The sequence below is a fragment of the Bacillus sp. AFS055030 genome (assembly GCF_002574545.1).
In the GTDB taxonomy this organism is placed as follows: domain Bacteria; phylum Bacillota; class Bacilli; order Bacillales; family Bacillaceae_G; genus Gottfriedia.
In genome coordinates this window covers 150787-177187 of record NZ_NUGT01000017.1, presented here as the reverse complement: position 1 = coordinate 177187, position 26401 = coordinate 150787, and the positions used below count along the sequence as shown (strand labels likewise).

24 protein-coding genes and 1 other RNA gene are annotated in these 26401 nt (G+C 33.4%); 7 read left to right on the top strand and 18 right to left on the bottom strand.

Annotation, left to right across the window (positions count from 1 at the left end; genetic code table 11):
* Positions 1 to 5: 5 nt before the first annotated feature.
* The 5 genes from CN925_RS07525 to CN925_RS07505 form a co-directional block, all read right to left on the bottom strand.
* Complete coding sequence (locus CN925_RS07525) at positions 6 to 911, bottom strand: ABC transporter permease (RefSeq protein WP_286138285.1); 906 nt, start codon at positions 909 to 911, stop codon at positions 6 to 8.
* Between the two features lie 23 nt (positions 912 to 934).
* Entirely contained in the window at positions 935 to 1876 is a 942-nt protein-coding gene (gene nikB / locus CN925_RS07520) for a nickel ABC transporter permease (protein WP_098845632.1), read from the bottom strand.
* 197 nt (positions 1877 to 2073) lie between these two features.
* Positions 2074 to 2523, bottom strand: coding sequence for an Lrp/AsnC family transcriptional regulator (locus CN925_RS07515; protein WP_098845631.1), 450 nt, complete (start codon positions 2521 to 2523; stop codon positions 2074 to 2076).
* A gap of 300 nt (positions 2524 to 2823) precedes the next feature.
* Positions 2824 to 5004, bottom strand: coding sequence for a YhgE/Pip domain-containing protein (locus CN925_RS07510; RefSeq protein ID WP_098845630.1), 2181 nt, complete (start codon positions 5002 to 5004; stop codon positions 2824 to 2826).
* Positions 5005 to 5141: 137 nt separating this feature from the next.
* On the bottom strand, positions 5142 to 5732 hold the full coding sequence (locus tag CN925_RS07505) for a TetR/AcrR family transcriptional regulator (RefSeq protein WP_098845629.1): 591 nt from the start codon (positions 5730 to 5732) through the stop codon (positions 5142 to 5144).
* 268 nt (positions 5733 to 6000) lie between these two features.
* Between CN925_RS07505 and CN925_RS07500 the strand changes: the two genes are divergently transcribed.
* Positions 6001 to 7428: an alanine/glycine:cation symporter family protein gene (locus CN925_RS07500; protein WP_098845628.1), complete on the top strand. Its 1428-nt coding sequence runs from the start codon at positions 6001 to 6003 to the stop codon at positions 7426 to 7428.
* A 117-nt stretch (positions 7429 to 7545) separates the two neighbouring features.
* On the opposite strand, the gene CN925_RS07495 is transcribed toward CN925_RS07500, so the two are convergent.
* The gene (locus CN925_RS07495; RefSeq protein ID WP_098845627.1) at positions 7546 to 8187 is read right to left on the bottom strand and encodes a VanZ family protein; all 642 of its coding nucleotides are present in this window, start codon (positions 8185 to 8187) and stop codon (positions 7546 to 7548) included.
* 487 nt (positions 8188 to 8674) lie between these two features.
* Here CN925_RS07495 and CN925_RS07490 point away from each other — a divergent pair, with 487 nt between their 5' ends.
* Together CN925_RS07490 and CN925_RS21240 are read left to right on the top strand one after the other, a co-directional pair.
* Complete coding sequence (locus tag CN925_RS07490) at positions 8675 to 9895, top strand: helix-turn-helix domain-containing protein (RefSeq protein ID WP_098845626.1); 1221 nt, start codon at positions 8675 to 8677, stop codon at positions 9893 to 9895.
* 107 nt (positions 9896 to 10002) lie between these two features.
* Complete coding sequence (locus CN925_RS21240; protein ID WP_180232889.1) at positions 10003 to 10155, top strand: hypothetical protein; 153 nt, start codon at positions 10003 to 10005, stop codon at positions 10153 to 10155.
* 145 nt (positions 10156 to 10300) lie between these two features.
* Here the strand turns inward: CN925_RS21240 and ssrA are convergent.
* From ssrA to CN925_RS07470, 4 genes are all read right to left on the bottom strand, one after another.
* Positions 10301 to 10658, bottom strand: a transfer-messenger RNA (tmRNA) gene (gene ssrA, locus CN925_RS07485).
* A 214-nt stretch (positions 10659 to 10872) separates the two neighbouring features.
* Positions 10873 to 11340: an SsrA-binding protein SmpB gene (gene smpB, locus CN925_RS07480; protein ID WP_056469927.1), complete on the bottom strand. Its 468-nt coding sequence runs from the start codon at positions 11338 to 11340 to the stop codon at positions 10873 to 10875.
* Positions 11341 to 11431: 91 nt separating this feature from the next.
* On the bottom strand, positions 11432 to 13879 hold the full coding sequence (gene rnr / locus CN925_RS07475; RefSeq protein WP_098845625.1) for a ribonuclease R: 2448 nt from the start codon (positions 13877 to 13879) through the stop codon (positions 11432 to 11434).
* Between the two features lie 65 nt (positions 13880 to 13944).
* The gene (locus tag CN925_RS07470) at positions 13945 to 14685 is read right to left on the bottom strand and encodes an alpha/beta hydrolase (protein ID WP_098845624.1); all 741 of its coding nucleotides are present in this window, start codon (positions 14683 to 14685) and stop codon (positions 13945 to 13947) included.
* A 266-nt stretch (positions 14686 to 14951) separates the two neighbouring features.
* Between CN925_RS07470 and CN925_RS07465 the strand changes: the two genes are divergently transcribed.
* Complete coding sequence (locus CN925_RS07465) at positions 14952 to 15443, top strand: DinB family protein (protein ID WP_098845623.1); 492 nt, start codon at positions 14952 to 14954, stop codon at positions 15441 to 15443.
* A 111-nt stretch (positions 15444 to 15554) separates the two neighbouring features.
* Here the strand turns inward: CN925_RS07465 and secG are convergent, their stop codons facing one another.
* The 3 genes from secG to CN925_RS07450 form a co-directional block, all read right to left on the bottom strand.
* A complete protein-coding gene (gene secG / locus CN925_RS07460) occupies positions 15555 to 15788 on the bottom strand; it encodes a preprotein translocase subunit SecG (RefSeq protein ID WP_025569105.1) in 234 nt (77 codons plus the stop codon).
* 84 nt (positions 15789 to 15872) lie between these two features.
* On the bottom strand, positions 15873 to 16802 hold the full coding sequence (locus tag CN925_RS07455) for an alpha/beta fold hydrolase (RefSeq protein ID WP_098845622.1): 930 nt from the start codon (positions 16800 to 16802) through the stop codon (positions 15873 to 15875).
* Positions 16795 to 17016 carry a hypothetical protein gene (locus CN925_RS07450; protein WP_098845621.1) on the bottom strand — a complete coding sequence of 74 codons (222 nt, stop codon included), beginning with the start codon at positions 17014 to 17016 and terminating at the stop codon, positions 16795 to 16797. The genes CN925_RS07455 and CN925_RS07450 overlap by 8 nt, the downstream gene beginning before the upstream one ends.
* Before the next feature lie 202 nt (positions 17017 to 17218).
* Here CN925_RS07450 and CN925_RS07445 point away from each other — a divergent pair, with 202 nt between their 5' ends.
* Positions 17219 to 17785, top strand: coding sequence for a DUF2238 domain-containing protein (locus CN925_RS07445; protein ID WP_098845620.1), 567 nt, complete (start codon positions 17219 to 17221; stop codon positions 17783 to 17785).
* A 101-nt stretch (positions 17786 to 17886) separates the two neighbouring features.
* Here the strand turns inward: CN925_RS07445 and CN925_RS07440 are convergent, their stop codons facing one another.
* The 3 genes from CN925_RS07440 to CN925_RS07430 form a co-directional block, all read right to left on the bottom strand.
* On the bottom strand, positions 17887 to 18495 hold the full coding sequence (locus CN925_RS07440) for a TasA family protein (protein ID WP_098845619.1): 609 nt from the start codon (positions 18493 to 18495) through the stop codon (positions 17887 to 17889).
* Positions 18496 to 18579: 84 nt separating this feature from the next.
* Positions 18580 to 19122 carry a signal peptidase I SipW gene (gene sipW, locus CN925_RS07435; RefSeq protein WP_483295175.1) on the bottom strand — a complete coding sequence of 181 codons (543 nt, stop codon included), beginning with the start codon at positions 19120 to 19122 and terminating at the stop codon, positions 18580 to 18582.
* Positions 19094 to 19759: a DUF4047 domain-containing protein gene (locus CN925_RS07430; RefSeq protein WP_180232888.1), complete on the bottom strand. Its 666-nt coding sequence runs from the start codon at positions 19757 to 19759 to the stop codon at positions 19094 to 19096. Before CN925_RS07430 ends, sipW begins: the two co-directional genes overlap by 29 nt.
* Positions 19760 to 20064: 305 nt before the next feature.
* Here CN925_RS07430 and CN925_RS07425 point away from each other — a divergent pair, with 305 nt between their 5' ends.
* Positions 20065 to 21732 (top strand): M4 family metallopeptidase, encoded by a 1668-nt coding sequence (locus CN925_RS07425; protein WP_098845701.1) that lies wholly within the window; start codon positions 20065 to 20067, stop codon positions 21730 to 21732.
* Between the two features lie 433 nt (positions 21733 to 22165).
* Complete coding sequence (locus tag CN925_RS07420) at positions 22166 to 23407, top strand: helix-turn-helix domain-containing protein (protein ID WP_098845616.1); 1242 nt, start codon at positions 22166 to 22168, stop codon at positions 23405 to 23407.
* Between the two features lie 82 nt (positions 23408 to 23489).
* On the opposite strand, the gene CN925_RS07415 is transcribed toward CN925_RS07420, so the two are convergent.
* Positions 23490 to 24740 (bottom strand): MFS transporter, encoded by a 1251-nt coding sequence (locus CN925_RS07415; protein WP_098845615.1) that lies wholly within the window; start codon positions 24738 to 24740, stop codon positions 23490 to 23492.
* 345 nt (positions 24741 to 25085) lie between these two features.
* Positions 25086 to 26381: a phosphopyruvate hydratase gene (eno, locus tag CN925_RS07410; protein ID WP_098845614.1), complete on the bottom strand. Its 1296-nt coding sequence runs from the start codon at positions 26379 to 26381 to the stop codon at positions 25086 to 25088.
* Between the last annotated feature and the right edge of the window lie 20 nt (positions 26382 to 26401).

Here is a 26401-nt window from a genome sequence, read left to right as displayed (position 1 = left end):
TCTCCTCAATCATTAATATTCATATTTGGATCTAAAGCATCTCTTAATCCATCACCTACGACATTAAAAGAGAAAACAATCAGCATAATTGCGATCCCTGGTACGATTGTCATATGTGGGGAAGAAAACATATAATCTTGCCCTTGAGAAATCATTGACCCCCATTCGGCTGTTGGAGGTTGTGCACCAAGACCTAAATAACTTAGTGATGCAGTTGATAAAATAGCAGTCGCCATTCTCATTGTGGCAAAAACAATGATTGGTGCCATACAGTTTGGTAAAATGTGCTTCACCATAATTCGTAAATTACTCGCACCTAAAGTCCTCATTGCATGTATGTATTCTTGCTTCTTAATCGATAAAACCGAACCTCGAACAATTCTTGCACATGAAGGAATGGACCAAATACTAATCGCAACTGCTACATTCACTAAACTTGTCCCAAGAATTGCGATAATTAGCATGGCTAAGAGAATTCCTGGAAAAGCAAATAATAAATCTACTATTCTCATAAGCAAGCCATCTAGTTTAGAAAAATAACCAGCTAGCATACCTATTGTAATACCACCAATTAAACCAAGAATCACTGCACTGAATCCAACAACGAGTGATACTCTAGATCCGAATACAATTCGGCTCCACATATCCCGACCATAATTATCTGTACCTAACCAATGTCCGCTTGAGAATATTGGTAGTTCTGTTGAAGCTAAATTTTGTTTAATCGGATCATGTATCGTAATAAGAGGTGCAAATATTGCCATTAAAACTTGTAAAACAATAATGATTAATCCAAAAACTGCTAATCTATTTTTGATTAAACGTTTGAATGTTTGAACGATAAATTTTTCCTTCTTTTTTGTACTAGCTTGCTTTGCACTTATGTTATTAAGGACTACTTCTGTAGACAAAATCCTTCCTCCCTTCTAGCTAATTAATCGTAGCTAATTCTTGGATCGATAAATACGTATAAAATATCAACAAGTAAATTCACGATTACAAACATTGATGCTACAAGTAATACTGCCCCTTGAACCATCGGAAAATCTCTAGCTGCAATTGCATCGATCATTAATCTACCGACACCGTTAATCGCAAATACTTGTTCTGTAATGATTGTTCCTCCAAGAAGAAATCCAAAGTTTAAACCAATAACAGTTATGACTGGAATCATCGAGTTTTTTAAAGCATGAATCCAAACAATCGATTTTTCTTTTACACCTTTCGCTCTTGCAGTTCGTATGTAATCAGCTCGAATTACCTCTAACATAGATGAACGGCTCATTCTGGCAATCATTGCAGCTGAGGCTGTTCCCAATGCAATGGCAGGTAAAATGATTTGTTTAAATCCTTCAATCGTCCAAATTGGTGAGTCGAGTCCTCCAACGGGCAGAATTTGTAGATTAACTCCAAAAATAAGAATAAGGATGGCACCAAGCCAAAAATTCGGTACTGAAATACCTGCAAGGGCAATTATTGTACTTGATACATCCATCCACGAGTTTTGCTTAAGTGCAGAAACAATCCCTGTTATTACCCCGATTATTACTGCAACAATCATACTCGCGATTGCTAAACTTAAAGTATTAGGAAAACGGATTGAAATTGCCTCTGCAACCGACTGTTTCGTTTGAAACGAATATCCTAAATCCCCATGAAATACGCCTGATAAATAATGCCAATATTGGACAAAAAACGAGTCGTTCAATCCTAAACTTTCTCGAATAGCATTTAAATCAGCTTTTGTTGCTGTAGGTCCACCAATTATTGCAGCTGGGTCACCAGGTGCTAAATGCATAGAAGCAAAGACTAAAAAGGAGATACCTAGCAATAATAAAAACAATTGAAACAACCTTCTTAATATGAGTGACGCCATCTTTCCACCTACTCCATTTGTAAGTATATTAACTAAAATTACATACGTTTGTTAATCATAATCACTACATAACCTAACAATGTAAATTTAATTATTCTCGATTATACCTCTGGTAGACAGAATATTCTATAATTTTATGTATTTTTACAAAAAACAGTAAAAAAAGACGAGGATTTTCCAATCTCTCGCCATGACAACTATAATTTTAAGCCATTTCTACTCTTAAATCTTCGTAATAAAATATGACTTTCTACTCTTGTTATTCCTTCTAAAGCATATAATTCATTATTTATAAATTGTTCTAAGCTGACAAAATCATCTACTAATACATGCATATGTAAAGTGCTTGGACCCGTCATTTGATAACAACTCGCTACAACAGGATTATCTGCAAGTGCTTCCGCTACGACTACTAAATAAGCTGGTTCACAATCCACTTCAAAGAATGCAGATACTCCTTTTCCTACTTTTTCTGAATTAATGACGACTGAGAACCTCTCAATTACCCCGTTTTTTATTAATTGATTCACACGTTCACGGATTGAAACTCTTGATAAATTAAGTTCTTTTCCAATATCGGAGTATGACATCCGTCCATTTTTAGTGAGCATCTCTAGAATTTTTTTATCGATTTCAGTTAGTTTCATTTATTCACCACTTTTCTATTAAATGAAAACGCTTTCTTATTTTTTTATATCTAATGTTCTAAAAGAAAGTAATTAAGTGCTTTGACGTACAAATAGCAGATTAACTACGTTCAAATTTTAACGATAACTCCCTTACAATGTAAAGGGATTCTATACAATTTCCTTCATTATTACCATATTCCATTACTAATTTTACAATAAAAGATTGCTCTAAAGATACTGGATTTTTATTTCACTAATAGTAAAAAGGATTGAAATCTTTTTTTATTTGATTTCAATCCTTTTTATTATTTTATCGTTTTAAGCCTCGATTTCGCTTAATTGATTTTTCTTAGATAATTTAACACGAACTGCAAAAGTAACATTTGTTAAAACGATGAATAAAACTGCAAATCCACATAGATAGTACACTTGATCCCATACAAGTCCTTTATTTACAGAACTAGAAATTAATTCTCTGAATCCTTTTATAGCATATGTCATCGGTAAATAAGGATGAATCGTTTGGAAAAATGTTGGTGTTAATGAAATTGGGAACGTACCTGAAGTTCCACCAATTTGTAATAGCATAATGATAAACACTAAATATTGTCCTACATTTCCTAATGTAACAGTTAAGAATTGTATTAATGAATAGAAGGTCAAGCTAGTAATGATTGTAAACACTACGAATAACCACACGTTTTTCACATCAAGACCCATACCGTGAATTAATACCATATCTGCTACGATTGATTGCATGATTCCCACGAAAATTAGAACACTATATTTACTAAAGAACCAAGCTAAACCAGTAGTTGGAGCAATAGAGTTCTTTCTCATTGGATAAACTGAGGTAAACATTAACCCACCTGCAAATAGTCCAATAGATAGTATATAAGGTGTTAATCCTACACCATATTCTTTGACATTATTTAATTTATGAGAAACTAGTTCTGTTGGTTCTGCAAAGAACTGATCCGTTTCATCACTTGTTTTAACTTTGTTTACTTCATCTCCACCTTCTTTAAGGGATTTATGAAGTTCAGTTGTTCCTTTTGTTAAATCAGTTGCACCCTTTAATAAATCTCCAGACCCACTATATAACTTATTCGTTCCATCAGATAGTTGTTTAGAACCAGCATTTAATTGATTAATCCCTTGAACTAATTCGTCCCCACCTGTATTTAATTTTCCTAGGCCTATTGAAAGTAGCGAACTACCTTCACTTAATTTTTTTGTACCAATGTATAAATCATTACTTCCTTGAGCTAATTGATTTGCTCCATTCGACGCTTCTTGCAATTTACTATTAAATAAATTTAAATTTGTATTTAATTCTTTTTGCCCAGCAAGGAGATTATTTGAACCTTCATATAATTGACCTTGTGCTGCAGCAATTTGATCAACTCCATTTTTAATTTGATTACTTCCTTTTGAAAGTTGATCTAAGTTATTTGAGATTGCTTGTAATTTCAGCAAATCTTCTTTACTTATTGAACCATCTTGCAATCCATTAACAATTGATTTAAGAGCATCATTAGTAGCGCCAAGATTTTCATTTAATCCTGCTTCATTTTTTTGCAGTTCGGTTGCACCAGCATAAGATTGTTTCAGTCCAGCATTTAATTGATTACTTCCAGCTTCTAGCTTAGAAGAACCAGATTCGATTTTATTACCGCCTTCAACTAGTTGCGATAGTCCATTATTTAAATCACTAGAACCAGCTTTTAATGTACCAGTTCCTTCTAATAGAGCATTTAAACCAGTATTTAATTGATTTGCACCATCATTTGATTTTTTAATACCATCTGATAATTTTTCTGCTCCACTTTTCAGTTTTGTACTTCCACTTTCAAATGTGATCATGCTGTCATTTAATTTTTTTAAATTTTTATTTAAAACATCTGTTCCATCAGTGATTTTTGCTGCACCATCATTCACTTTACCTGCACCATCAGATGCTTTTGTCATGCCATCTCCAATTTCCTTGAAATTATCAAAAACTGTTTTAGCATATTGCTCAGTAATTTCTTTTGAGATATTAGCATTTACTTCTTTGATCGCAGTTGTACCAATTTGTGCGCCTACATAGTTCTTCCCTGCATTCGTGTAATAATTTAATTTCATTTTTTTTGGTTTTTCATCCAATAAAGTAGCCGCATTTTTTGAAAAATCAGAAGGCAATTCGATGACTAAATAATATTTTTCATCATTTAATCCTTCCATAGCTTGTTTTTTACTTGTAACTTTCCATTTAAATGACTTATTATCTTCCAGTCCTTCTACAAAATCTTTCCCTACATTAAGCTTTTTATCATTAAACTCCGTACCCTTGTCATTGTTTACAATTGCGACAGATAGTTTTTCTGTTTTATTATATGGATTCCAATACGCTGATAAGAAAATTAATGAATAAAGCATAGGTACAAGACCAATCGCAATGATTGTTGCAATTGTCATTGGTTTCTTTAAAATATTTTTCCATTCTTGTTTAAACACATTTTCACTCCTCTTTTTAGACCGATTGACCAAATTCGTATTCCGGTCATTTTATTGCAATTAAATAGTTTAATACTTCCTTTAAAAAAAATAAAAGGTAATACTAAACTTTTCTCCAAATAAACACACTTTCATGTTTATTCAGGACTTTTATTTCCTATTAATCCAAATAAAATTAATTGCACCATTTTATTTATAGCATCATCCGTTATATGCATTGGATCTTTTTCCAGAATACTTTTTTGTAGATTAAGAATCGATATAATTGTCGTAATCATACTTAAACTCAGTATAGGAATTTCTAAATGGAAATTGGTTTCTTTTGCAAGCATTCTTGCTTCTATTTCTTCTTCAATTGGTGTTTTACGATAGATCTGTTGGAAGAAAATTTCTGATAACTCAGGGTGTCGTAAAGTTTCACTTATCAAGATCTCAATTTGATTTCGATTCTTTTCCACCCATTTAATTCTTTTCTCAACATATAACCTAAGCAATTCTTCAATTGAAAGTTTACTAAAGTCCTCTTCCGTCCATACGTCATGAATATCTGGTTTTACACAATTAATCAATACATCCAGTTTGCTTTTAAAATACTTATAAATCGTCGCTTCAGAAATTTTACAATCCTTTGCAATTTGATTAATTGTCGTACCATCATATCCATTTTTCGCAAATAGTTGGATAGACTTTTCTAGAATATGATGTTTTGTTCTTTCTCCTTTATTCATTTTTTACCTCCTTAAAAAATGATGTTAAAAAGGCAGTTAGTACAAAAAAGTAAGTATTTATTCACTTTTCTAGTATATTAACCGAAATGGATTTCGTCAACAAAAAGTAAGTGAACACTTACTTTTTTAATCTTTTTTTAATATTATCCTTTTTATTGGTTAATCATAAAAAAAACGTTGCCATTGATAAAAAAATAAATTATTATTACATTTTGTAGTCAAAATTATCGGATAATTTTGCGAATATTCTTAAAAAGGAGAGGGAATCATGACAGAATTGGTTACAGTACTCAACGACTACCTTTGGGCTAAATTACTTGTTATCTTATTAGTTGCAATCGGCCTATTTTTAACAGTTTATTTAGGATTTATTCAGTTTAAATTCTTCCCTGAAATGGTTCGATTATTAGGTGATGGTCGAAACAGAGACAAAAGCAAGAAAACTGTATCTTCATTACAAGCATTTATGATCGGAATGGCTGCTCGTATTGGTACCGGGAATATTGCCGGCGTTGCAACAGCAGTGGCATTAGGGGGACCAGGAGCAGTATTTTGGATGTGGTTAATGGCATTAATTGGTTCAGCTTCAGCATTTGTAGAAAGTACGTTAGCTCAGCTTTATAAAGTGAAAGACGGTTCTTCATGGCGTGGCGGACCTGCTTACTATATGGAAAAAGCTCTAGGTAATCGAAAGCTTGGTGTAATTTTTAGTATTTTAATTACTTTATCTTTTGGTCTTATATTTAATGCAGTACAAGCAAACACGATTGCTGCTTCTATTAATAATGAATTTGGTGTAAATACAAAGACATCTGCAATTGTACTAGCTATTATTACGGCACTAATTATTTTTGGTGGCGTACATTCAGTTGCTAAATTCTCAACTGTTTTAGTACCTATCAAAGCTGGTTTTTATATTATTTTAGCTTTATGGGTTATGATTGCAAATTTCGATATTTTACCAGATGTTTTTGGTGCAATTTTCTCAGAGGGTATTTTTACATTTAAACAAATGTTTGGCGGTGTTATGGGTGCTGCAGTTCTTCATGGTATTCGTCGTGGATTATTCTCAAACGAAGCTGGTATGGGTTCTGCTCCAAACGCAGCTGCAACAGCTGACGTAACTCACCCAGTAAAACAAGGTTTCATTCAAGCATTAGGTGTAATTGTTGATACATTTATCATCTGTTCATCTACAGCTATGATTGTATTAGTTTCTGGCGTTTACAAAACATCTGAGCTATCAGGTATTCCACTAACACAAGAATCTTTACGTGTAAGCGTTGGTGATTTTGCTGCAACATTCGTTTCAATTTCAGTATTCTTATTTGCCTTAAGTACAATTATGGGGAACTATTACTACGGTGAATCAAATATTAGCTTCATGAAGCATTCGAAAAAAACAATTTACTTATACCGTTTTGCCGTAATTGGAATGGTATTATTCGGAGCATTATATAGCGCTGAATTAATTTGGTCTTTAGCAGATATCTTCATGGGATTAATGGTAATCGTTAACCTTTACGCAATTACGCGCTTAGCAAAAGTAGCAAGAGCATTATTGAAAGATTACATTGCTCAAAAGAAACAAGGTTTAGATCCTGTTTTCAATGCAGATAAAATCGATAACTTACCAGGTCGAGAGCATTTAGAGGCTTGGATTGATGAGAAAGACGTTAAGAAAAACGTTGGATAATAAATTCTGATTTAATACTACCCTTCATTCTTTGATGAAGGGTTATTTTTTATAAAAAAAAACACCAACGTATTATTGGTGGAGTAGGTTCATCTACACTTAAATTTATAAACTGTTCTAATCTGATTTCTCAAGAAGATTTTTAGCTATTTCGTTACCCTCTCCTACTAATATTTTTATGCCTAATAAAACCCCAAGTGAATTTAAGAATATATCATCAATATCGAAACTTCCTACAACATACTTTTTTTGTAAAAATTCTATAAGTACTATTAATAAGATTGAAACTAAAATACAAATAGACACTTTCATCTTTCTATGGAAGTAATAATAAACGATACATCCAAGAGGAATAAAAATAATAATATTTCCAACTAAATTCGAAATGATATAGATTAAATCCGCTTTACCACTTATATAACCCCATATTGTTTTAAATGGGATGTAATTGTTGCTATAATGATTTCCTAATGAGTTTCTTGAAAATAGTATTGAGACCAACATAACTAAATAAGTAAGTGTAAATACTCCGAAACCAGATTTACTGATATGGATTTCCCTATACTTTACATAGTAGAAAATCATATTAACTATTGTATTAACAATAAATATTAAACATACAAATAGACTATATCCAAATATCACATTTGCATATGGTATAAGTCTTGAAAGAAATTCTCCTAGAAATGCTCTCATTACAAAAAATACAAATAGTGAAGATAGTAAAAATGTAAATAGATTATTTAGTTTGATTTTCATCTAACACTCCTTTTTCATTTTTTTGATATATTAATTTAGTATTAGTATCAATATAATGTCCAAAACGATTACTAGATTAATATATTTTTAATGTATCATTTCAAACATCACATTCTCCCCAAATATTTTGAAAACTTTAAGTATATTCCACATTTTTCATAATTCTGTCACAATGAAGAAGTAATTCCCGTACTTCTAATACCATGCTTTTACAATATTCTTAAAAGCTACTCTATTTTGTAGTATTCAATACCATAAGTTATGGTATTTTTTCGTATTTTGGACTAATAACATCCTCATTATAGAAGTGAATTCCATGCCCTTCTAATTTTCCTGATTTTCCTAATTTCACTTACCCTTAACATATCTTTAAGTGTTACTTCACATACTACACGGGTTTTCTAAATATACTAATTTTGTTGTTAAATGTAGAATTTTAGTATTAGGTACTATTTTTAACATCCTGGAATGGGAGGAGGACTTAGTTATGTATGAAGGAAAAATTATTAAATTTTATCGAGAAAAATACAAACTAACACAAGAACAATTAGGAAAAAACATATGCTCCGTTACCCATATCAGTAAAATAGAATGTGGACAAACAAAGTATGCACCTGAAATTATTAATTTATTATCCAAAAGACTTGGAATTAATATGGAATTAGAAGTAGCTAATTTTATGAATATTAAACAACGATTACTCCACTGGCATGACGTAATCATTATGCAGTTATTTGAAGAGATGGATCAAATTTACTATGAGTTTGAAATGGAAGAACTCATCCAAATCTCTGAATATAATGATCTGTACCAGTTGCTAAGAGCGAAATATTTTCTTACGCATAGCAAAGGCAATGAAGCTTTTAAAATCATTAAAAAGCTTCAAAAAAAAGAGGACAAATTAGCACCTTATGAAAGAAATTTATTAAAGCATATTTTAGGGATTTATTCTTTAGCGAAGCAAGAATATGGTAAAGTAATCGAAATTTTAAAGTCGATCGATAATACGGTCTATAAAAATCCGGAATATTATTACCACCTGGCATGTGCTTACCATACTTTAAATGCTCCTGTGTTGGCCTATTATTATGCCGAAAAATCTCATCAATTTTTCAAACAAATTAATAACTATCTTAGAGTTATTGATGCTGAAATGTTGATGATTATTCAAATTCAAGGTGACACTTTAGATCAAGAAATTATTAATCGTTTCAAAAATCTGATTAGAAGCTGTGAGTTGTGTAATGCACCTGAACGAAAAGCTAAAGCTTTGCATAATTTAGCCTATGCGTTTTATAGAGGTAAAAATTATAAGGAAGCAAGTAAATTTTATAAACAGTCCATGAAGCTGAAAGATCCAGAGTGTTCAACGTATTTACTTTCATTAGAAGGCTTTCTTCGTAGTAATTTTGATGGTGGATCTTCTAACGTAGAGGAACTTGTGCATGACGCTGAAGCCGGCCTTTTCATAGCGAAAAAGAATAATTACAGTTTATATATCCATCTATTTAAACTTTTACTTTATTTATTAAAATCAAAAGAGAAAGAATACCATCATTATTTAAACAGCAAAGCTCTACCTATGTTTGAAAAAAACGGATTTACCTTTTTAGTAGAACGCTCGAAAAAGGAATTATTTAAATATTATAAAAAGATGAATTTAAATGAACAGGCAATGGAGATTGCGCAATTAATATTAAATGCATAAGAACTTGTATATTTCATATTTATACTACTATTACAGTTAGTCGCTGGTTCGATCATAGGAGCCAGCTTTTATTTTTTCATATGTACTAAAAAAGAAGACAAGAATACGTGATTTGTATTCTTGTCTTTTATGTTCCAGCTGAATCTGCCTTACTTGAGCAAATTACATTTGTACAAATCTTAACTGTAATTGTTACATTTACTTCTGTTTTACCGGTTAATGCTACTTTAACGCTAATTGGATTAATCAAAGGACATTAGGAGCTGTTTTGTCCAATAATACAGTATGAAAAACCTTACTTTCATTTCCAGTATTGTCTTTTGAAGCTACTGCAAGGTTTGTTCCCGCTGTTTGTTTTCCTAATTCATAATTTTAAGCATAAAAAAACCACCAAACAATATGTATTGGTGGAGACGGTGGGAGTCGAACCCACGTCCAAGAATATCGGCACTTAAGCTTCTACGAGCGTAGTCACTGTATTAGAATTTCGCATACCATTCGGCCCAATGACAGGCTTCCTGATAGCTAGTCTGATTAATCTCTTCCATTCCCCTCAGACGGCGAGGTCCGGCGTAGCCCACTAATGAGTGAACCCCTCTAAGCTATGCACATGGGCGATACATAGGAGGAGCCTTTAGTGCAATTAAGCAGCTAAAGAGAAATTGTTGTTTTTGCCAGTTATTGGCTTTTGCGTTTTAACGAGGCCGACCCCTCGACTCGCAACTTAAGCTCGAACTACCCCTGTCGAATCCGTAACGTCCCCATATAAAATGCTCACAAAACATATTTCAGTTCTGTTCGCTATGAGTGACTTACGAAGCATAAAGCAAAGGCTTCATAATTTATAAAAACTGCACATCGTGCAATTGGTGTTGCTGATTAACTTACAAACTTATTATAGCATATCCATCATAAGTTGCAATTAACAATTGTTTCTAAAAGAAAAACAGAATTCCAATCCTTCAACATTTATCCAATTAGATTCTTTGACGATCTCGGAATGCACGCTCTACTTCACGTTTTGCTTCTTTTTTCTTTAAATCATCACGCTTATCGTATTGTTTCTTACCTTTACCTAATCCAAGTAATAGCTTAGCGTAGCCGTTTTTTAAATAGATTTTTAAAGGTACTAATGTATAACCCGTTTCCTTTGTATAACCAATTAATTTCACGATTTCTCTATTATGTAGTAGTAATTTTCTAGTACGTAATGGCTCGTGATTGTATCGATTTCCTTGCTCATATGGACTAATATGCATATTATGAAGCCAAACTTCTCCACCTTGAACTCGTGCAAAGGAATCCTTTAAATTAGCTTTTCCAGCACGTAATGATTTTATTTCAGTACCTTGTAATACGATACCTGTTTCATACGTTTCTTCGATAAAATAATCATGATACGCTTTTTTATTTTGAGCAATTACTTTCCCTTCACCTTTTGGCATAAATAACACCTCTCTATCTTTACTTATTTTACCATAAATTATGCCTGTATACATAAAGCAGTGGACAATTTTGTCCACTGCTTGTTACTTACTATCGTTTCTTATTGCCTTTTGCTACTTTTTCGTAAAAAGGTTTGTTCTTTTTGCTCTTACTTTTGCTTTTGGTTGGATTAAAACGATCATCGCGTTTATTTCTTGATGATTTACCACCACGTCCGCTTTCTCTCTCATCATTTCGAGGTGAACTATCACCACCACGTCTTCCACGAGAACGGCCACTGCGAGAGCTTTCTCCATTCCGATCTGAAGAACCTCTGCCGCGTCCTCCTCGGCCTCTACCGCCACCGGAACCAGAGCCACCACCAAGATTAACCGGTCCTCTACCGCCGCTTCTCCGAGGTTTGTTTGATTTCATACCGACAATTTCAAAATCGATTGCTCGTTCTTCTTTATTAACATTAACTACTCGAACAGATACTTCATCACCAATTCTGAAGATTTTCCCTGTTCTTTCACCAATCATTGCGTAAGAACGCTCATCATAGTTATAGTAGTCATCTGATAAATCAGCAACTCGAACCAATCCTTCAATTGTATTTGGCAGTTCAATAAACATACCGAAATTTGTTACAGAGCTAATAATACCATCATACTCTTCACCAATTTTATCAAGCATGTACTCTGCTTTTTTCAAATCATCCGTTTCTCTTTCTGCTTCAACTGATCGACGCTCCATATTGGATGCATGTTCAGCGATAGCAGGTAATTTATCATCCCACTCACGTTTTGTTTCATTATCCATTTTTCCTTCGATTAAATATTTACGAATTAATCGGTGGACAATTAAATCCGGATATCGTCGAATCGGTGATGTGAAATGAGTATAATACTCCGCTGCTAATCCAAAATGACCAAGATTATCAGCCTCGTATTTCGCTTGTTTCATTGAACGAAGCATTACTGTTGAAATGACCGTTTCTTCTGGTTGCCCATGAACCATTTCTAGAACTTGTTGCAACGCTCTCGGGTGAATTTCATTTCCAGCACCTTTTACTGTGTATCCAAATGATGCAATAAATTCAAAGAATCGTTGTAATTTTTCTTCTTTTGGATCTTCATGTACACGATACATGAATGGTACATTTAGCCAGTGAAAATGCTCGGCAACTGTTTCATTCGCAACTAGCATAAATTCTTCAATTAGTTTTTCAGCAGTTGAGCGCTCACGAATGACGACATCAGTTGGGTGTCCATCTTCATCAACTAATACTTTTGATTCTTTAAAATCAAAATCGATTGCTCCACGATTCATCCGTCTATTACGTAAAATTTTCGCTAACTTAGCCATTTCCTCGAACATTGGAACTAACGGTTCGTACCGTTCACGTAATTCGGTATCTTGCTCATCTAGTATTTTATTTACATCGCTATATGTCATTCGTTCAGTTGTTTTAATGATACTCTCAAAAATTTCATGCTTAACAACATCACCTTTATGGTCAATTTCCATCTCACATGAAAGTGTAAATCGATTTACTTTTGGGTTTAATGAACAAATTCCATTAGATAAACGATGTGGAATCATCGGTATAACTCGGTCAACTAAGTAAATACTTGTTCCACGATCATGTGCTTCTTGATCTATCGGTGAGTTATCTGTCACGTAGTATGATACGTCTGCAATATGTACCCCTAACTTGTAATGGCCATTTTCAAGCGCTGTTACTGTAACGGCATCATCTAAATCCTTTGCATCTGCACCATCTATCGTTACAATTTGTTCATCACGAAGATCGCGACGAGTGCCAATAGCTGATTCATCAATCTCATCCGGTACAGCATTCGCTTGATCCATTACTTCCTTAGGGAATTCTTGAGGCAAATCAAACTTATGAATAACCGATAGAATATCTACACCAGGATCATTTTTATGTCCAAGTACTTGGACTACTATACCCTCTGCATTTTTCCCATTCTCAGGAAACTGAGTAAGCTCTACAACAACTTTGTGACCTTCCACTGCCCCTTGAGAATTACTCTTTGTTATAAAAATATCACTTCCGAATCGTTTATCATCCGGAATAACGAAACCGAAACTTTTCTGAGCCTGGTATGTACCTACCATTTTCGTTTGACCACGTTCAACAATTTTTACAATTGTCCCTTCTCTACGTGCATCACTTTTTTCTTTTGTAATACGGGCTAAAACGATGTCGCCATGCAGGGCACCATTTAAATCTGATGGTGAAATAAATACATCTTCTGCACCTGTTTCTTCTGGAATGACAAACGCAAAGCCTTTCGCATGTCCAGTTAATTTACCTCTAACTAAATTAGATTGATCAGGTAAACTATATTTATTATTTCGAGAACGTACAATATAACCCTCATCTTCTAAAATAACGAGCGTTTTTACTACTTCTCGAAAGTCACTTGCATCTGTCAACTCCAAAGCCTCTTCTATTCCTTGTATATTTAAAGGCTTATAATCTTCACTTTTCATCAATTCTAATAATTTTTCTTTCCATTGTTGATTCATATTTTTCCCTCCTTTTTCTAACTGTTAAGGGTATATAATTTAAGTTTGTCCAGAAAGATTTCATTCTACCATTCCAATTCATTAAGAAATGCTAGTACATCTTCATGTAGTAAGTCTTTTTCTTGTCCAAGAGTAATAACATGTGTTGAATTTTCGTACCACTTTATTTTTTTCTGATCAGATTGCACTTCATTATAAATAATATTTGCGCTGTCAGTATTAATCATCTCGTCTACAGTAGATTGTACGACAAACGTTGGTGCATAAACTGTATCTACATTTTCACGCACTTCTTTAATTAAACCTTGAAGAGCTTTTAATGTATTCATTGGCGTTTTTTTAAACTCTTCCATTTCTACTTCAATTTGTTCAGGTGATTTCCCTTCACGTTTTTTAAACTCTCTTGTGTAAGCTAAGACACCTTCATACATAATTTCTTCACTTTTTATGTACATTGGCGAACACATCGTGACAATACCATTCAATGGAACAGTGTAACCTAGCTTTAGTGCAAATACTCCTCCTAAAGAAAGACCTACCGCTGCGATTTTTTGATGTCCTTTATCCTTTAGAAATTGATAAGCTTCCATTACATCTTTCCACCAGTCCTCTGGTCCAGTATGAACAAGTTCTTCTGGTGGTACACCATGTCCTTTATAGTGCGGTGCATGACAAGTATAACCTTGCTTTTCTAAAAAACGGCCAAGCATTCGAACATCCGCAGAATGTCCTGTAAATCCATGTAATAATAAAACTGCTCGATCTCCACCTTCAAACGTAAATGGCTTCGGCATTGTTACTCTCATATATACTCACTCCAAAACTTTTCTATCCATTTTTCTTTCGTTACTCTTATCTTATCTTTAAATACTTTGTTTATTTAAATTAATAATTGGTATAAATATTGAATCATCATATTTACCTAATTTTACGTAAAGAAATTGTCCTTTTATTTTACCTTCCAATTGAAGAATTTACCAATAAACAGTTTTTTTAATTAACTAGTTATGATTTAATGAAAGGTGTGGTAATAATAATGTTGGTAATTTAACCAATAAAAGGAGGATACATTATGTTTAATAATGTTGAAGAATTTATTACTGAATGGAAAATGGAAGAAGCTAGCACAATCAAATTACTAAATGCTATGACAGATGAATCACTTGATCAATCAATTGGTGAGGATTTTAGCTCTTTAGGTGAATTAGCTTGGCATATAACTACAGCAATTAAAGCGATCATTTCACAATCAGGACTACAATTTGAGGCATCGATGAGTAAAGAAGAAATGCCTGCAACTGCAAAGGAAATTACTGAAAAATACGCAGAAGCTAGTAAAGCTATGACTGAAGCAGCACAAAAAGAATGGAAAGAAAAAGATTTAAATCAAATCATTAACGCATTTGGATTCCTTGAAATGCCGATCCATGCATTACTTCGCATGGCAATTTCACATCAAACGCATCACCGTGGGCAAATGACTGTATTAATGCGTCAAGCTGGACTAGTTATACCAGGAATGTACGGTCCAAGTAAAGAAGAATGGGCTGCAATGAAAGGTTAATATTTAGATCTCTACATACTAAAATACAGCCAAAAACCTGGCTGTATTTTTTTATCCTAATGATTTTACTTAACCAAAATAAAAAAGCCACCCATTTCGGCAGCTTGTTTATTACAGTTTAAAATATGTTACAGCAATTGTTAGAATGAAGAATAAAACTGCTACAACAACTGTTATTCTTTGTAAAACTAATTCAAAACCACGAGCTTTTTGCTTACCAAACAGTTGCTCAGCACCACCAGATATCGCACCTGATAGGCCGTTACTTTTACTAGATTGAAGTAGAACTAAAACAATCATAAGTACTGAAACAATTATTAAAAGTACAGATAAAAACGTATGCATTTCTTCACCTCCACAGTAAAATACTGTTACTTCCTATTCTACTATGAAGAGTACTATACTTCAATATGAGAGTACAACACTTATTTAATGATTTAAGATTGTTTCTTCTATCCAATTTTTTATATCGTTATGAACTTCGTCTTTATTGATTTCATGAAGCATCTCATGGCGACCTTCTTCATACAATTTCAACTTTATATTTGTACAGCCAATCTCTTTGTATCGCTCAAAAACCTTCTTTACACCCTCACCCTTTTGACCAACTGGATCTTTGTCTCCAGAAAAAATATAAATTGGCAAAGAAGTTGGTGTCTTCTTTATTTCCTCTTTACGATGGATAATCCCGATCCCTTTCAACAATTCACGATAATAACTTGAAGAACAAATAAAACCACAATATGGATCTTTTATATAGCGATTAATCTCAGCTTCATCTCTTGTTAACCAATCATATTTTGTTTTAGGAAACTTAAAATGGTTATTAAAGTTTCCAAATGTTAAAAAGTCTAAAATTTTACTTCTCTTATTGGCACCAATCAAGAATGCCTCTGCACTTGAAATAAAAACCCCTAATTTTCTTAGTATTCCTGGATCACATCCGGTACCAGAAATTATTAGCCCATCATATAGTTCTCCATTTAATTGAACTACTCGTCTACTTAAATAAGATCCCATACTATGTCCAAATAGAATTAAAGGGATATCTTTTATTTCTTTTCTGATCATCTTACTGATAAATATGATATCTTTAGCAACTTCATCCCAGCCAATTTCTTCACCAAAAAAACCTAGATCATCTTCAATCGCTGCTGTTTTCCCGTGACCTCTTTGATCATGAATAAAGACTGCAAACTGATTATCAACTAAATATTCTATAAACTTATCGTAAGCTCCACCATGCTCTGCCATTCCATGAACAATTTGAATCACAGCAATTGGTTTTGCAGGAATATATTTTCGCAAATAGATTTTTGTTCGATCCTCCGCCGAAATTAATCCTTCCCAATTATTCATTTTTATGCCCCTTCATCTCATATGTTGTAAAAGATACTAATAAGAAAAAACAAGAGAAATAGATTATTTCTAATCGTATGTATTTAAAAGAAAATTCATCACCTAATAATCTCCAAAAAACAATTACTATTGAAAGAATAACAATAATAAATGGAAGTAAATATGTTTTAATAGTATACCAAATATAATCTTTTAAGTATGCGAAAAATTTCATAATTATCCTCCCAACTAATTGCTACTTATATCCTTAATTCAATACTAATTCAAATTTCCATATTCTATAGGTTGATTTTTTACAATTTTTCATCAATTCGATGAACTTTTTTTGTCAAAGTTATGATAATGGGATTTTTAACTTCACACGTTTCATATTGATGTTTGAATTAAGATAAAACAGAATGAATGGGGGATTCGAAATGAAAAGAGGCATACAAACAATTTTAAGCGTTGTTTTTGCTATTGTAATGCTTGTCTTGTTTGTCATTTTCTTCTTGAAAGATGATTCTTATCGGTATCCAATCGCACTAGGTGGCTTTTTTTGTGCACTTGTGCCGCTCATATTAGATAAGTTTTTAAAAATTCGATTTGCATTTATGTTTATTTTTTCTTATTTTGCTTTTTTAATTGGGTCCCTATGTCTTGGTTCAATGCTTAGATTTTATAGTTTTGGCTGGTGGGATACGTTTTTACATTTTCTAAGTGGCACGCTAGTCGCATTCTTAGCAATTGATTTGATGGGAAAATTGACAACCAATCAGTCTCGGAGTGAAATGTCCACCGGATTCGTTTTCCTATTTGTATTTTGTTTTGGTGTATTTTGCGGAGCAATATGGGAAATTTGGGAATTTAGTATGGATCAATTCTTTGGAACTAGGACTCAAGGTGGAGGGAATTTTGATACAATGACAGATCTAATTGCAGACTCAATTGGAGCACTCATTATCGCGTTTGGGTATGCAAGAAGGACGAAAAGGAATAGATAAGCTAGGTCAGGCTACCAATAACTCAAATCTTAGAGCATTAAAGAACCCACAAGTATCCTTGTGGGTCTTTTCATTATCTTATTCCCTGCTTTTTCTACCTATTAGTTGCTATCTGGATCCGTGTCATCATGATAAGTTGAACCTTCTGTCTGTGCATTAAATGTCCAATTTACTTGCAGCTTATCACCTTGGAACTGGTTTTGATTTTTCCCATTATCAATGAACTCGAATAATACGAAGATTTTTTCCTTATCGCCAGGTACAATGCCGTCTGGCTTTGTTCCAATACTAGTATCTATTGCTGTAATATCTGGTTGTTGGCTTTGAAGGTCGTATAAAGTTGTTTCAACTACAGTGTTAGTCGCACTACTTGTGTTGTACATAATTGTCACTTTAATATTTTTTGCAAAATCTTCCGTGTTATCAGATTTGACGTCTTCAACATTGTATTTTGTATCTAATAATACTTTACTTATTTGTAATGTTCCATTGTTTTCTAATGTAAATTCACGATAAATTTCATCTCCTGGCTTGATATTACTAATGTTAACAACAGCATTTGGATTCATTCCTAAATCTAATGTACCTGCTGCAAATGTATTTTGTGTATCAACTGAGTCATTAAAATATGCAAATGTTCCTCCACCGATTAATGACATCCCTAGCGCTGCAGTCATAACACCTTTAGTAATCTTTTGTGTAAAACCCATTATAAAATCCTCCTCTATTATGTAAAAAATATATTAAACTCGTGCGTGTTTCGTAAGGTGACGCACGAGATTTAACCAGGATTATTACGCTTCTTTTATCTCCAACTCTTTTTTTGCACTAATAATTGAACGAGTTGCAGATATGAGCATGAGTATGCCAGGTACAATCAATAAAAGAGCACCTGCCTCTTTGGATTTAGTAAAATCCAATGCATAGCCAATATATGGCATTGTAAAGCCCGTATACTGACCAACTATATCCTCTGTGGAAATCTCCCATAAATCAGGAGCGTTATTATGATCCCCTTTTGTTTTATATAGGACTTTTCCACTCTTCTTTTGTATGTCAATAATTCTATGAGTAATTAACTCCTTATCTTTGCGAAATGTAATCACATCTCCTTTTTGATAAGTAGAATGGTTATTTCGTACTTTAATAGAGATAATAGATCCTGTTTGGAATGTTGGTTCCATTGATCCGGATAAAACGACTTTGACTTGATAACCTAAAATTGTAGGTTCTCCTCCAGCAATTCTAGAAGAAATAACAACAAATGCTAATATACATACAAAAACGATGAAAATACTTCCTACTAGACTATTTACTATTCGCAATGTTTTCTTTATCAATTTCTTTCACCTGCTTGTCCATATTTGAGTTCTTTTCTGTTTCTTTGTTGCTTACTGGATTCTCAGCTACACCATGTCCTTGTAGATCATCTCCAGAGCCTTTTTCCTTTTCTTCTAGCTCCTTTATTTGCAACATAACAGAAGAATGCATCACAGATATTTTTTGAAAGTCAATTTCTTCATGCACCTTTTTTTTAATACGTTCTACATTTTGAAATCCTTCACGCACGTAACTGAACGTTTGATTTCCAGTAGTTTTTTGATCCTGCAACCTATTGTGATAAGATGACAATTCATCATACACAAGCTGTAAACTATTCAATTGTTGGTGTAATCTTTGTTCAATCTCAGTCATTTCAGTAAGTCTGTCATGCAATTTTTGTAATGATTGTTTTGGTGCACTTACAACAATCAATTCATAATTTCCAAACATCTGTTTTTCCAGAATCTCTGCTTGCTTATTCAACTTTTCGATCGTTGCTGGAAAAACAAATGCTGCGGCTACTGTAATAGGTTTTGTAGAAATTTGACTTGAAAATGAAGCTTTCGTTTCACCTACTATTTGAGATCCTGTGTAAAATGACAGGCAGCATAAACTAGAAAACAAGATGGTTTTATGGAATGTTCGCCTCACTTTTAATCCCCTCTTCAAAACAAATCTATTTGCATTCATTATTACCGAATAATCAGAAAATTGAAATCGAGAAATTTTTAATTAAAAACGGTGTAGAAATTTGGTGAATTTAATCGAAACTTAAAAAAAACCTTAAAAAACAGGCAAAAATTATCTCAAACCGAAGTTTCTTGAAAACGATTGATTTTACATAAAATTTTCCCAATAATTTAAATTGTTTCAACATTACTTTCGCATAAGGAGTGAGTTTATTGAAAAAGAAGCAACAGAAAAGAATAAGTAAAAAAGCATCAATTCCTGCTGTAATGGCTTTAACGGTGGCTTTTGGTGGAGGGTTAACAACTTTACCTTCATTTGTAAATGTAAAAGCAAGCGCTGCAACAGTTAATCAATCTTTGAGTAAGGAAGAAATTGTAAAAGCTTATTTAAATTCGAAAGTAGACGGTCTCGCTAGATCTGGGTCTGCATGGGAACAATTTAAAATTATTAGTTCAGAAGCTGACAGAGAGGCAAATACTTATCATGTAAGAACCATAGAACAGTATAAGGGTATTCCTATTTATGGATCAGGACAAACTGTGGCTTTAGATGCAAACAATAATGTGTATGCTTCTTTTGGTAACGTTACACAAAAATTATCCCGCTCAATTATCCCGACTGAAGCGACTATTTCCGAAGAAGATGCTGTAGCAACTGCTAAAGAAAGTATTGAATCACAAATTGGCACTGTCAAAAACTATGACGGCATCAATACGCAATTAACGATTTATCCTTATGAAGGAAAAAATTACTTAACTTATTTAGTAAAAGCATCCACTTCCAAACCTGCACCTGGCTACTTCTTTTATTTCGTAGATGCTACAAATGGAGAAGTAATTAATAGCTTTGATGCGATTGATAATTTAGTGGATCCAGCTTCGCTTTCACCAGTAATGGCAAGAGGCTTAGATGCACATGGAAAAATGCAATCTTTCCCTGTTGGAAAGGACCTTTCAACTGGAACAAGCTATTTATACGGTGCTTCTGTCACTGGATCTAGTGCTGCACCTACTGCTGTACCGATTGCTACTTTTGACGCTCATCGAACAGATGAAACTCTTTTCAATATCTTCTCAGCTCTTTTTGGATTTACAGGTTGGGAAGTGACAACAACCAGAACAGATAACATGTTCCTTAATCCTGCAGCTGTCTCAGCTCACGTAAACTCTGATAAAGTTAACAAATACTATCAAAATATTCATAAACGCAATAGTTTAGATAATAAAGGGATGACTTTAATCAGTTCTGTTCACGTTGGACAAAAGTGGAATAATGCTGCTTGGAATGGAGTTCAAATGCTATACGGAGATGGCGATGGTATTCAATATGGTTCAATGTCTGGTGGGCTAGATGTTACTGGTCACGAGATGACTCATGGTATCATTACAAATACGGCGGACTTAAATTATCAAGATGAATCCGGTGCAATTAATGAGTCATTAGCTGACATCTTTGGCGAATTCACGCAACAATACACTACTGGTGTAAATGAGTGGGATCTAGGTGAAGATATAACTACCCCTAACATTCCAAATGATGGTGGTCTTCGTTCGATGAGTGACCCGGCTTCTAAGAAAGTTAGTACAAAATATATGCCATCAGGTTATTACCCTGATACATATCAAGACCGCTACATGGGTACTTTAGATAATGGTGGAGTTCATATAAACAGCGGCATTAATAACAAAGCAGCTTACTTAATTACAAATGGTGGCACAAATAACGGATATACGATCAACTCCATTGGTAGAAGTAAAGCAGAAAAAATCTATTACCGTGCTTTAACATTTTACTTAACATCATCTTCTGGATTCAAAGATATGAGAGAGGCTGCAATCCAAGCGTCCCGTGACTTGTATCCAGATAAAAATGGTTCACCATCTGCGGAAACAAAGGCGATCATGGACGCATACTCTTCTGTAGGAGTCTACTAATCTTCTAAATTTTTTAAAGCCATGAGTGTATTCTATTCATTCATGGCTATTCCATTTTGCAAAAGGAGAACCATTACAAAATACATTTAACACCAATACAACCTATTTGCATTTCATAAGAATATTTTTTATCCTACTTTTGATTCATCTAATCACCTATTTCCCCTCTCTTTTTACTTCCGACTAGCAATATAGTTACAGAAATTATCATTTTCTCCAAAAAAATTGGGACATTTTGTAATAAAAAATCATATATTTTTAATCCAAGAAAGGAAAACCCTTAATTTATTGGTATTAATTAACCCAATTGTATTATAATTAAAAATTCGTAATAATCAGAAGTATAGAACGCACTATTTCCACTCACCTTTACTTCATTGTTATATTTTTAAACTTTATCATCAGTTTTATTAGAGAAGAAGGAGCGAGTTAAATGTTAGAGGGAGAAATCATTAAATTTTATCGGCAAAAAATCGGCCTTACGCAAGAACAATTAGGCAAAGGCATTTGCACCCTCTCTTACGTAAGTAAAATTGAACGAGGTCAAACGGCCTGCTCTTCGGAGATTATCGAATTATTATCAGAACGTTTGAACATAAATATAAAAGAAGAAATCGGCCGCCTTGAGAATATGGAAAATCACCTTCACCGTTGGCATAAGGCGATTATTATGAGAAAGATAAAAGAAATGGAGGAAACTTATTACGATCTGGAAAAAATCCCGACGATTGTCTTTTCTAAATACGCTGTCTTTTATAAGCTACTTCAAGCAAGATACTTTATTATAAAGGAAGATTTTGAAAAAACATTTACCATTTTACAGCAAGTTCAAAAAGAATATCCTATTCTTAGTCCTTACGAAAAAAACTTACTGTATCATGTATGGGGCATTTATTATTTATGCAATTGCATTACCTTAAAGAATGAAAATCATCAAAAAGCTATTAAAATCTTGCGTAAAATCAATAAGGATGAGTATGGTAATCTAGAATATCATTATGACTTGGCTTTAGCATATTACTGTATCGATTCTAAAGTAATGGCCTATGCGTATGCAGAGAAAGCACTTCGGTATTTTAGGGAAACGAATAACTCGTTAATGGCAATCAAAACTGAAGCACTATTACTTTTACAAATTGGAAACGATCTGCACTTAGATTTAGAAGAGTTGACGGATTCCTACCAAAATCTAATTTTTCAAAGTGAATTACTTCATGCTCATGAAGAAAAAGGAATGCTTTTAAACAACTTAGGCTTTGAACATTTTAAAAGAAAAAATTACGCAAGTGCGTATAAATACTATAAAGAAGCATTTCGAATGTCAGAAAAGGCTTCACTTTCCTATCTTAATCGCCTATTTAATTGCGTGGAAAGTAGCTTTGAAGGAAAGCTACGGCCAAAAAAAGGATTGCTGAAAAAGGCACAAGAAGGAGTTTTATTAGCAAAACAATTGAGAAATCGCTTTTATCAACTAGTTTTCAAACTTCTGATCCTTCGTTTAGAGAATAAATCCGAACAGTATTTTAGCTTCATAGAAAAGGATGTGCTACCATACTTCCAATTAAATGAACATACGTATTATATAAACAAATACGCTAAGGAATTATATGATCACTATTCAAAGTTGGAACATCATGAGAAAGTCGTACAAATTTCTAAAATCCTTATAAAATAGAAAACAAACACAAAATGTTAAATGGACTTTTACATACAAAAAAACCTGATTGTATATAGAATCAGGTTTTTTAAATGTAGCATTATGATTTTGCCTCAACTACGACATTCTTCATAATTTTGAACATTGGTACCATAATGAGGATTCCAATAACGAATAAAAATGCTGAAGCTTGATAAATAGAGATTAAAGAAAAATGTTCCTTTAAAACTCCTGCCAAGCTCATTGTAATGACCATAGCTCCCATAAATAATGGTGTTAATATACCGTTTACCCTGCCTACAAACTTTTCATCAGTATTTTTTAAGATGATTGTATTAATACCAATATGCAATGCAGGCATAAATAGTCCGATAAAGAATTCAGCAACAAGCGTTAGCCAGAACATCTGAGACCAACCTATTACAAATATTCCGATCGCATTAACTGCCATACCGATCAATAATAAAACATGCGGTGCCAACTTATTTGATATGACCATTATTAGGCCACCACCAATAATCATAGCGGCTCCATTTGCAGCGAATATCCATTGCAAATATTCCTTATCTAATCCTAAACGTTCAGTGACTAAAAAGATAGCTAGAGGATGAATTAGGCCAATACCTAATCCTGCTGCTGCAAATAGACCACCTAAATAGACAAGAATTTTTCGAGACCAAACGTATTGGAATCCTAACTTCATTTCTTCCAATATTGATGTTGTATGTTCTGCTTTTTCTTCTTCTTGATCTTTAGGTAACCTTGTTAATACTAAAGCTGACATAAGAAATGCAATGCCTACAATTCCCATCGAAACATACATTCCAGCTTGTTGGAATACGAATGTACCTAATACTGGACCTAAAATCATAAACACAGCCATCATTGTTTGAAATAAAGACATACCTGCTTGCATTTGCTCACCTGGTACATGAACTTTAAATAATTTCATATTGGAAGGCTGAGAAAACTGAGACAAAATAGCTGAAACTAATGTAGCAAAAAACACAAATTTCCAAGTTCCATATAATAGTGCTAATAGAATAACAAAAATCGATATAGCACTTAAAAGATCACACCAAATCATTGTACGCTTTGGTTTCCAACGATCGGCAAAAGTTCCACCGATAAAAGAAAATATAAAAATTGGAGCAAATTCAGCTACTGAAATCAATGATACTGCTGTTGCATCACCATTTGTCTTCTCCACAACAAATAATAAGATTGCAAAATTGCGAATCCAAATACCTACTTGAATAAATAAACCTGCTGAAAGAATCGTCTGGATAAAAGGATTTTTTAACAAAGAAGCCATTGAAGGATTTGAAGCTGTTGGAATAGTTTTAGTCATTTTTTCCCCTTTCTTATTTTAAATAATTCCGAAATCATCTCAATTTAACATAAGAACTAATGTTCGTTCATTTTTATATTAACATTAGGATTATTTAATAATCAATCCTATTTGTTACAAATGCAAAAAATATCTAACGGATCAATTAAATAGCTGATGAACACTTACATAAACAATTATTAAGTAAGATTTAATAGATTTCATAGAAACAATATATACAACTCATTAATCAAGGATTATAAAAAATTTTAAAAGCAATAAAAAAAGAGAAGGTGACGATCCTTCTCTTTTTAACGTGTCTATAATGGATTATGTTTTTTGTTAATGCACTTAGTTTTGATTCAATTATTTTCTTAAGTTGTAGAAAGATTTTAAACCTTGGTATACTGCGCTTTCGCCTAACTCGTCTTGAATACGTAATAATTGGTTGTATTTAGCAATACGGTCTGTACGAGAAGCAGAACCTGTTTTAATTTGACCAGCATTTGTAGCAACTGCGATATCAGCGATTGTGCTATCTTCAGTTTCACCAGAACGGTGAGAAACTACTGCTGTGTAACCAGCACGTTTAGCCATTTCGATTGCATCGAAAGTTTCAGTTAATGTACCGATTTGGTTAACTTTGATAAGAATTGAATTTGAAATACCTTTTTCAATTCCTTCAGCTAATTTTTTAGTGTTTGTAACGAATAAATCGTCACCTACTAATTGTACTCGGCTACCTAAACGCTCTGTTAATAATTTGTGACCATCCCAGTCATTTTCATCTAAACCATCTTCAATTGATAGGATTGGGAAATCATTGCAAAGTTGCTCATAAAAATCAACCATTTCAGCTGAAGATACACCAGTGCGTCCTTCACCTGCAAGATCATATTTACCAGTTTCTTTGTTAAAGAATTCAGAAGAAGCAACGTCCATTCCTAAGAATACTTGCTCTCCAGCTTTGTAACCAGCTTTATCAATTGCTTCCATGATTACTTCTAAAGCTTCACGGTTTGAACCAAGGTTTGGAGCGAATCCACCTTCGTCACCTACAGCTGTGTTTAAACCTTTGTCATGTAATACAGCTTTAAGGTTATGGAAAATTTCAGTACCCATACGAATTGCTTCTTTAAAGCTATCAGCACCAACTGGTAAGATCATGAATTCTTGGAAGTCTACGTTATTATCAGCATGAGAACCACCGTTGATGATGTTCATCATTGGAACTGGTAATTGTTTTGCATTAAATCCACCAAGGTATTGGTATAATGGTAAACCTAATTCATCAGCTGCTGCACGAGCTACTGCCATAGATACACCTAGGATTGCGTTAGCACCTAATTTACCTTTATTTTCAGTACCATCTAGCTCAATCATACGACGGTCGATTGAAACTTGATCAGTTACTTCGAATCCAACGATTTCTTCAGCTAAAATATCATTAACGTTAGCTACTGCTTTCTCAACACCTTTACCAAGGTAACGAGATTTGTCTCCATCACGTAATTCAACAGCTTCATATTCACCAGTTGAAGCTCCACTTGGTACTAGTGCACGGCCAAAGCCACCATCTTCTGTATAAACTTCTACTTCAACAGTAGGGTTACCACGAGAATCTAATACTTCGCGAGCATAAACATCAATAATCATTGACATAATAAAATCTCTCCTTTTGT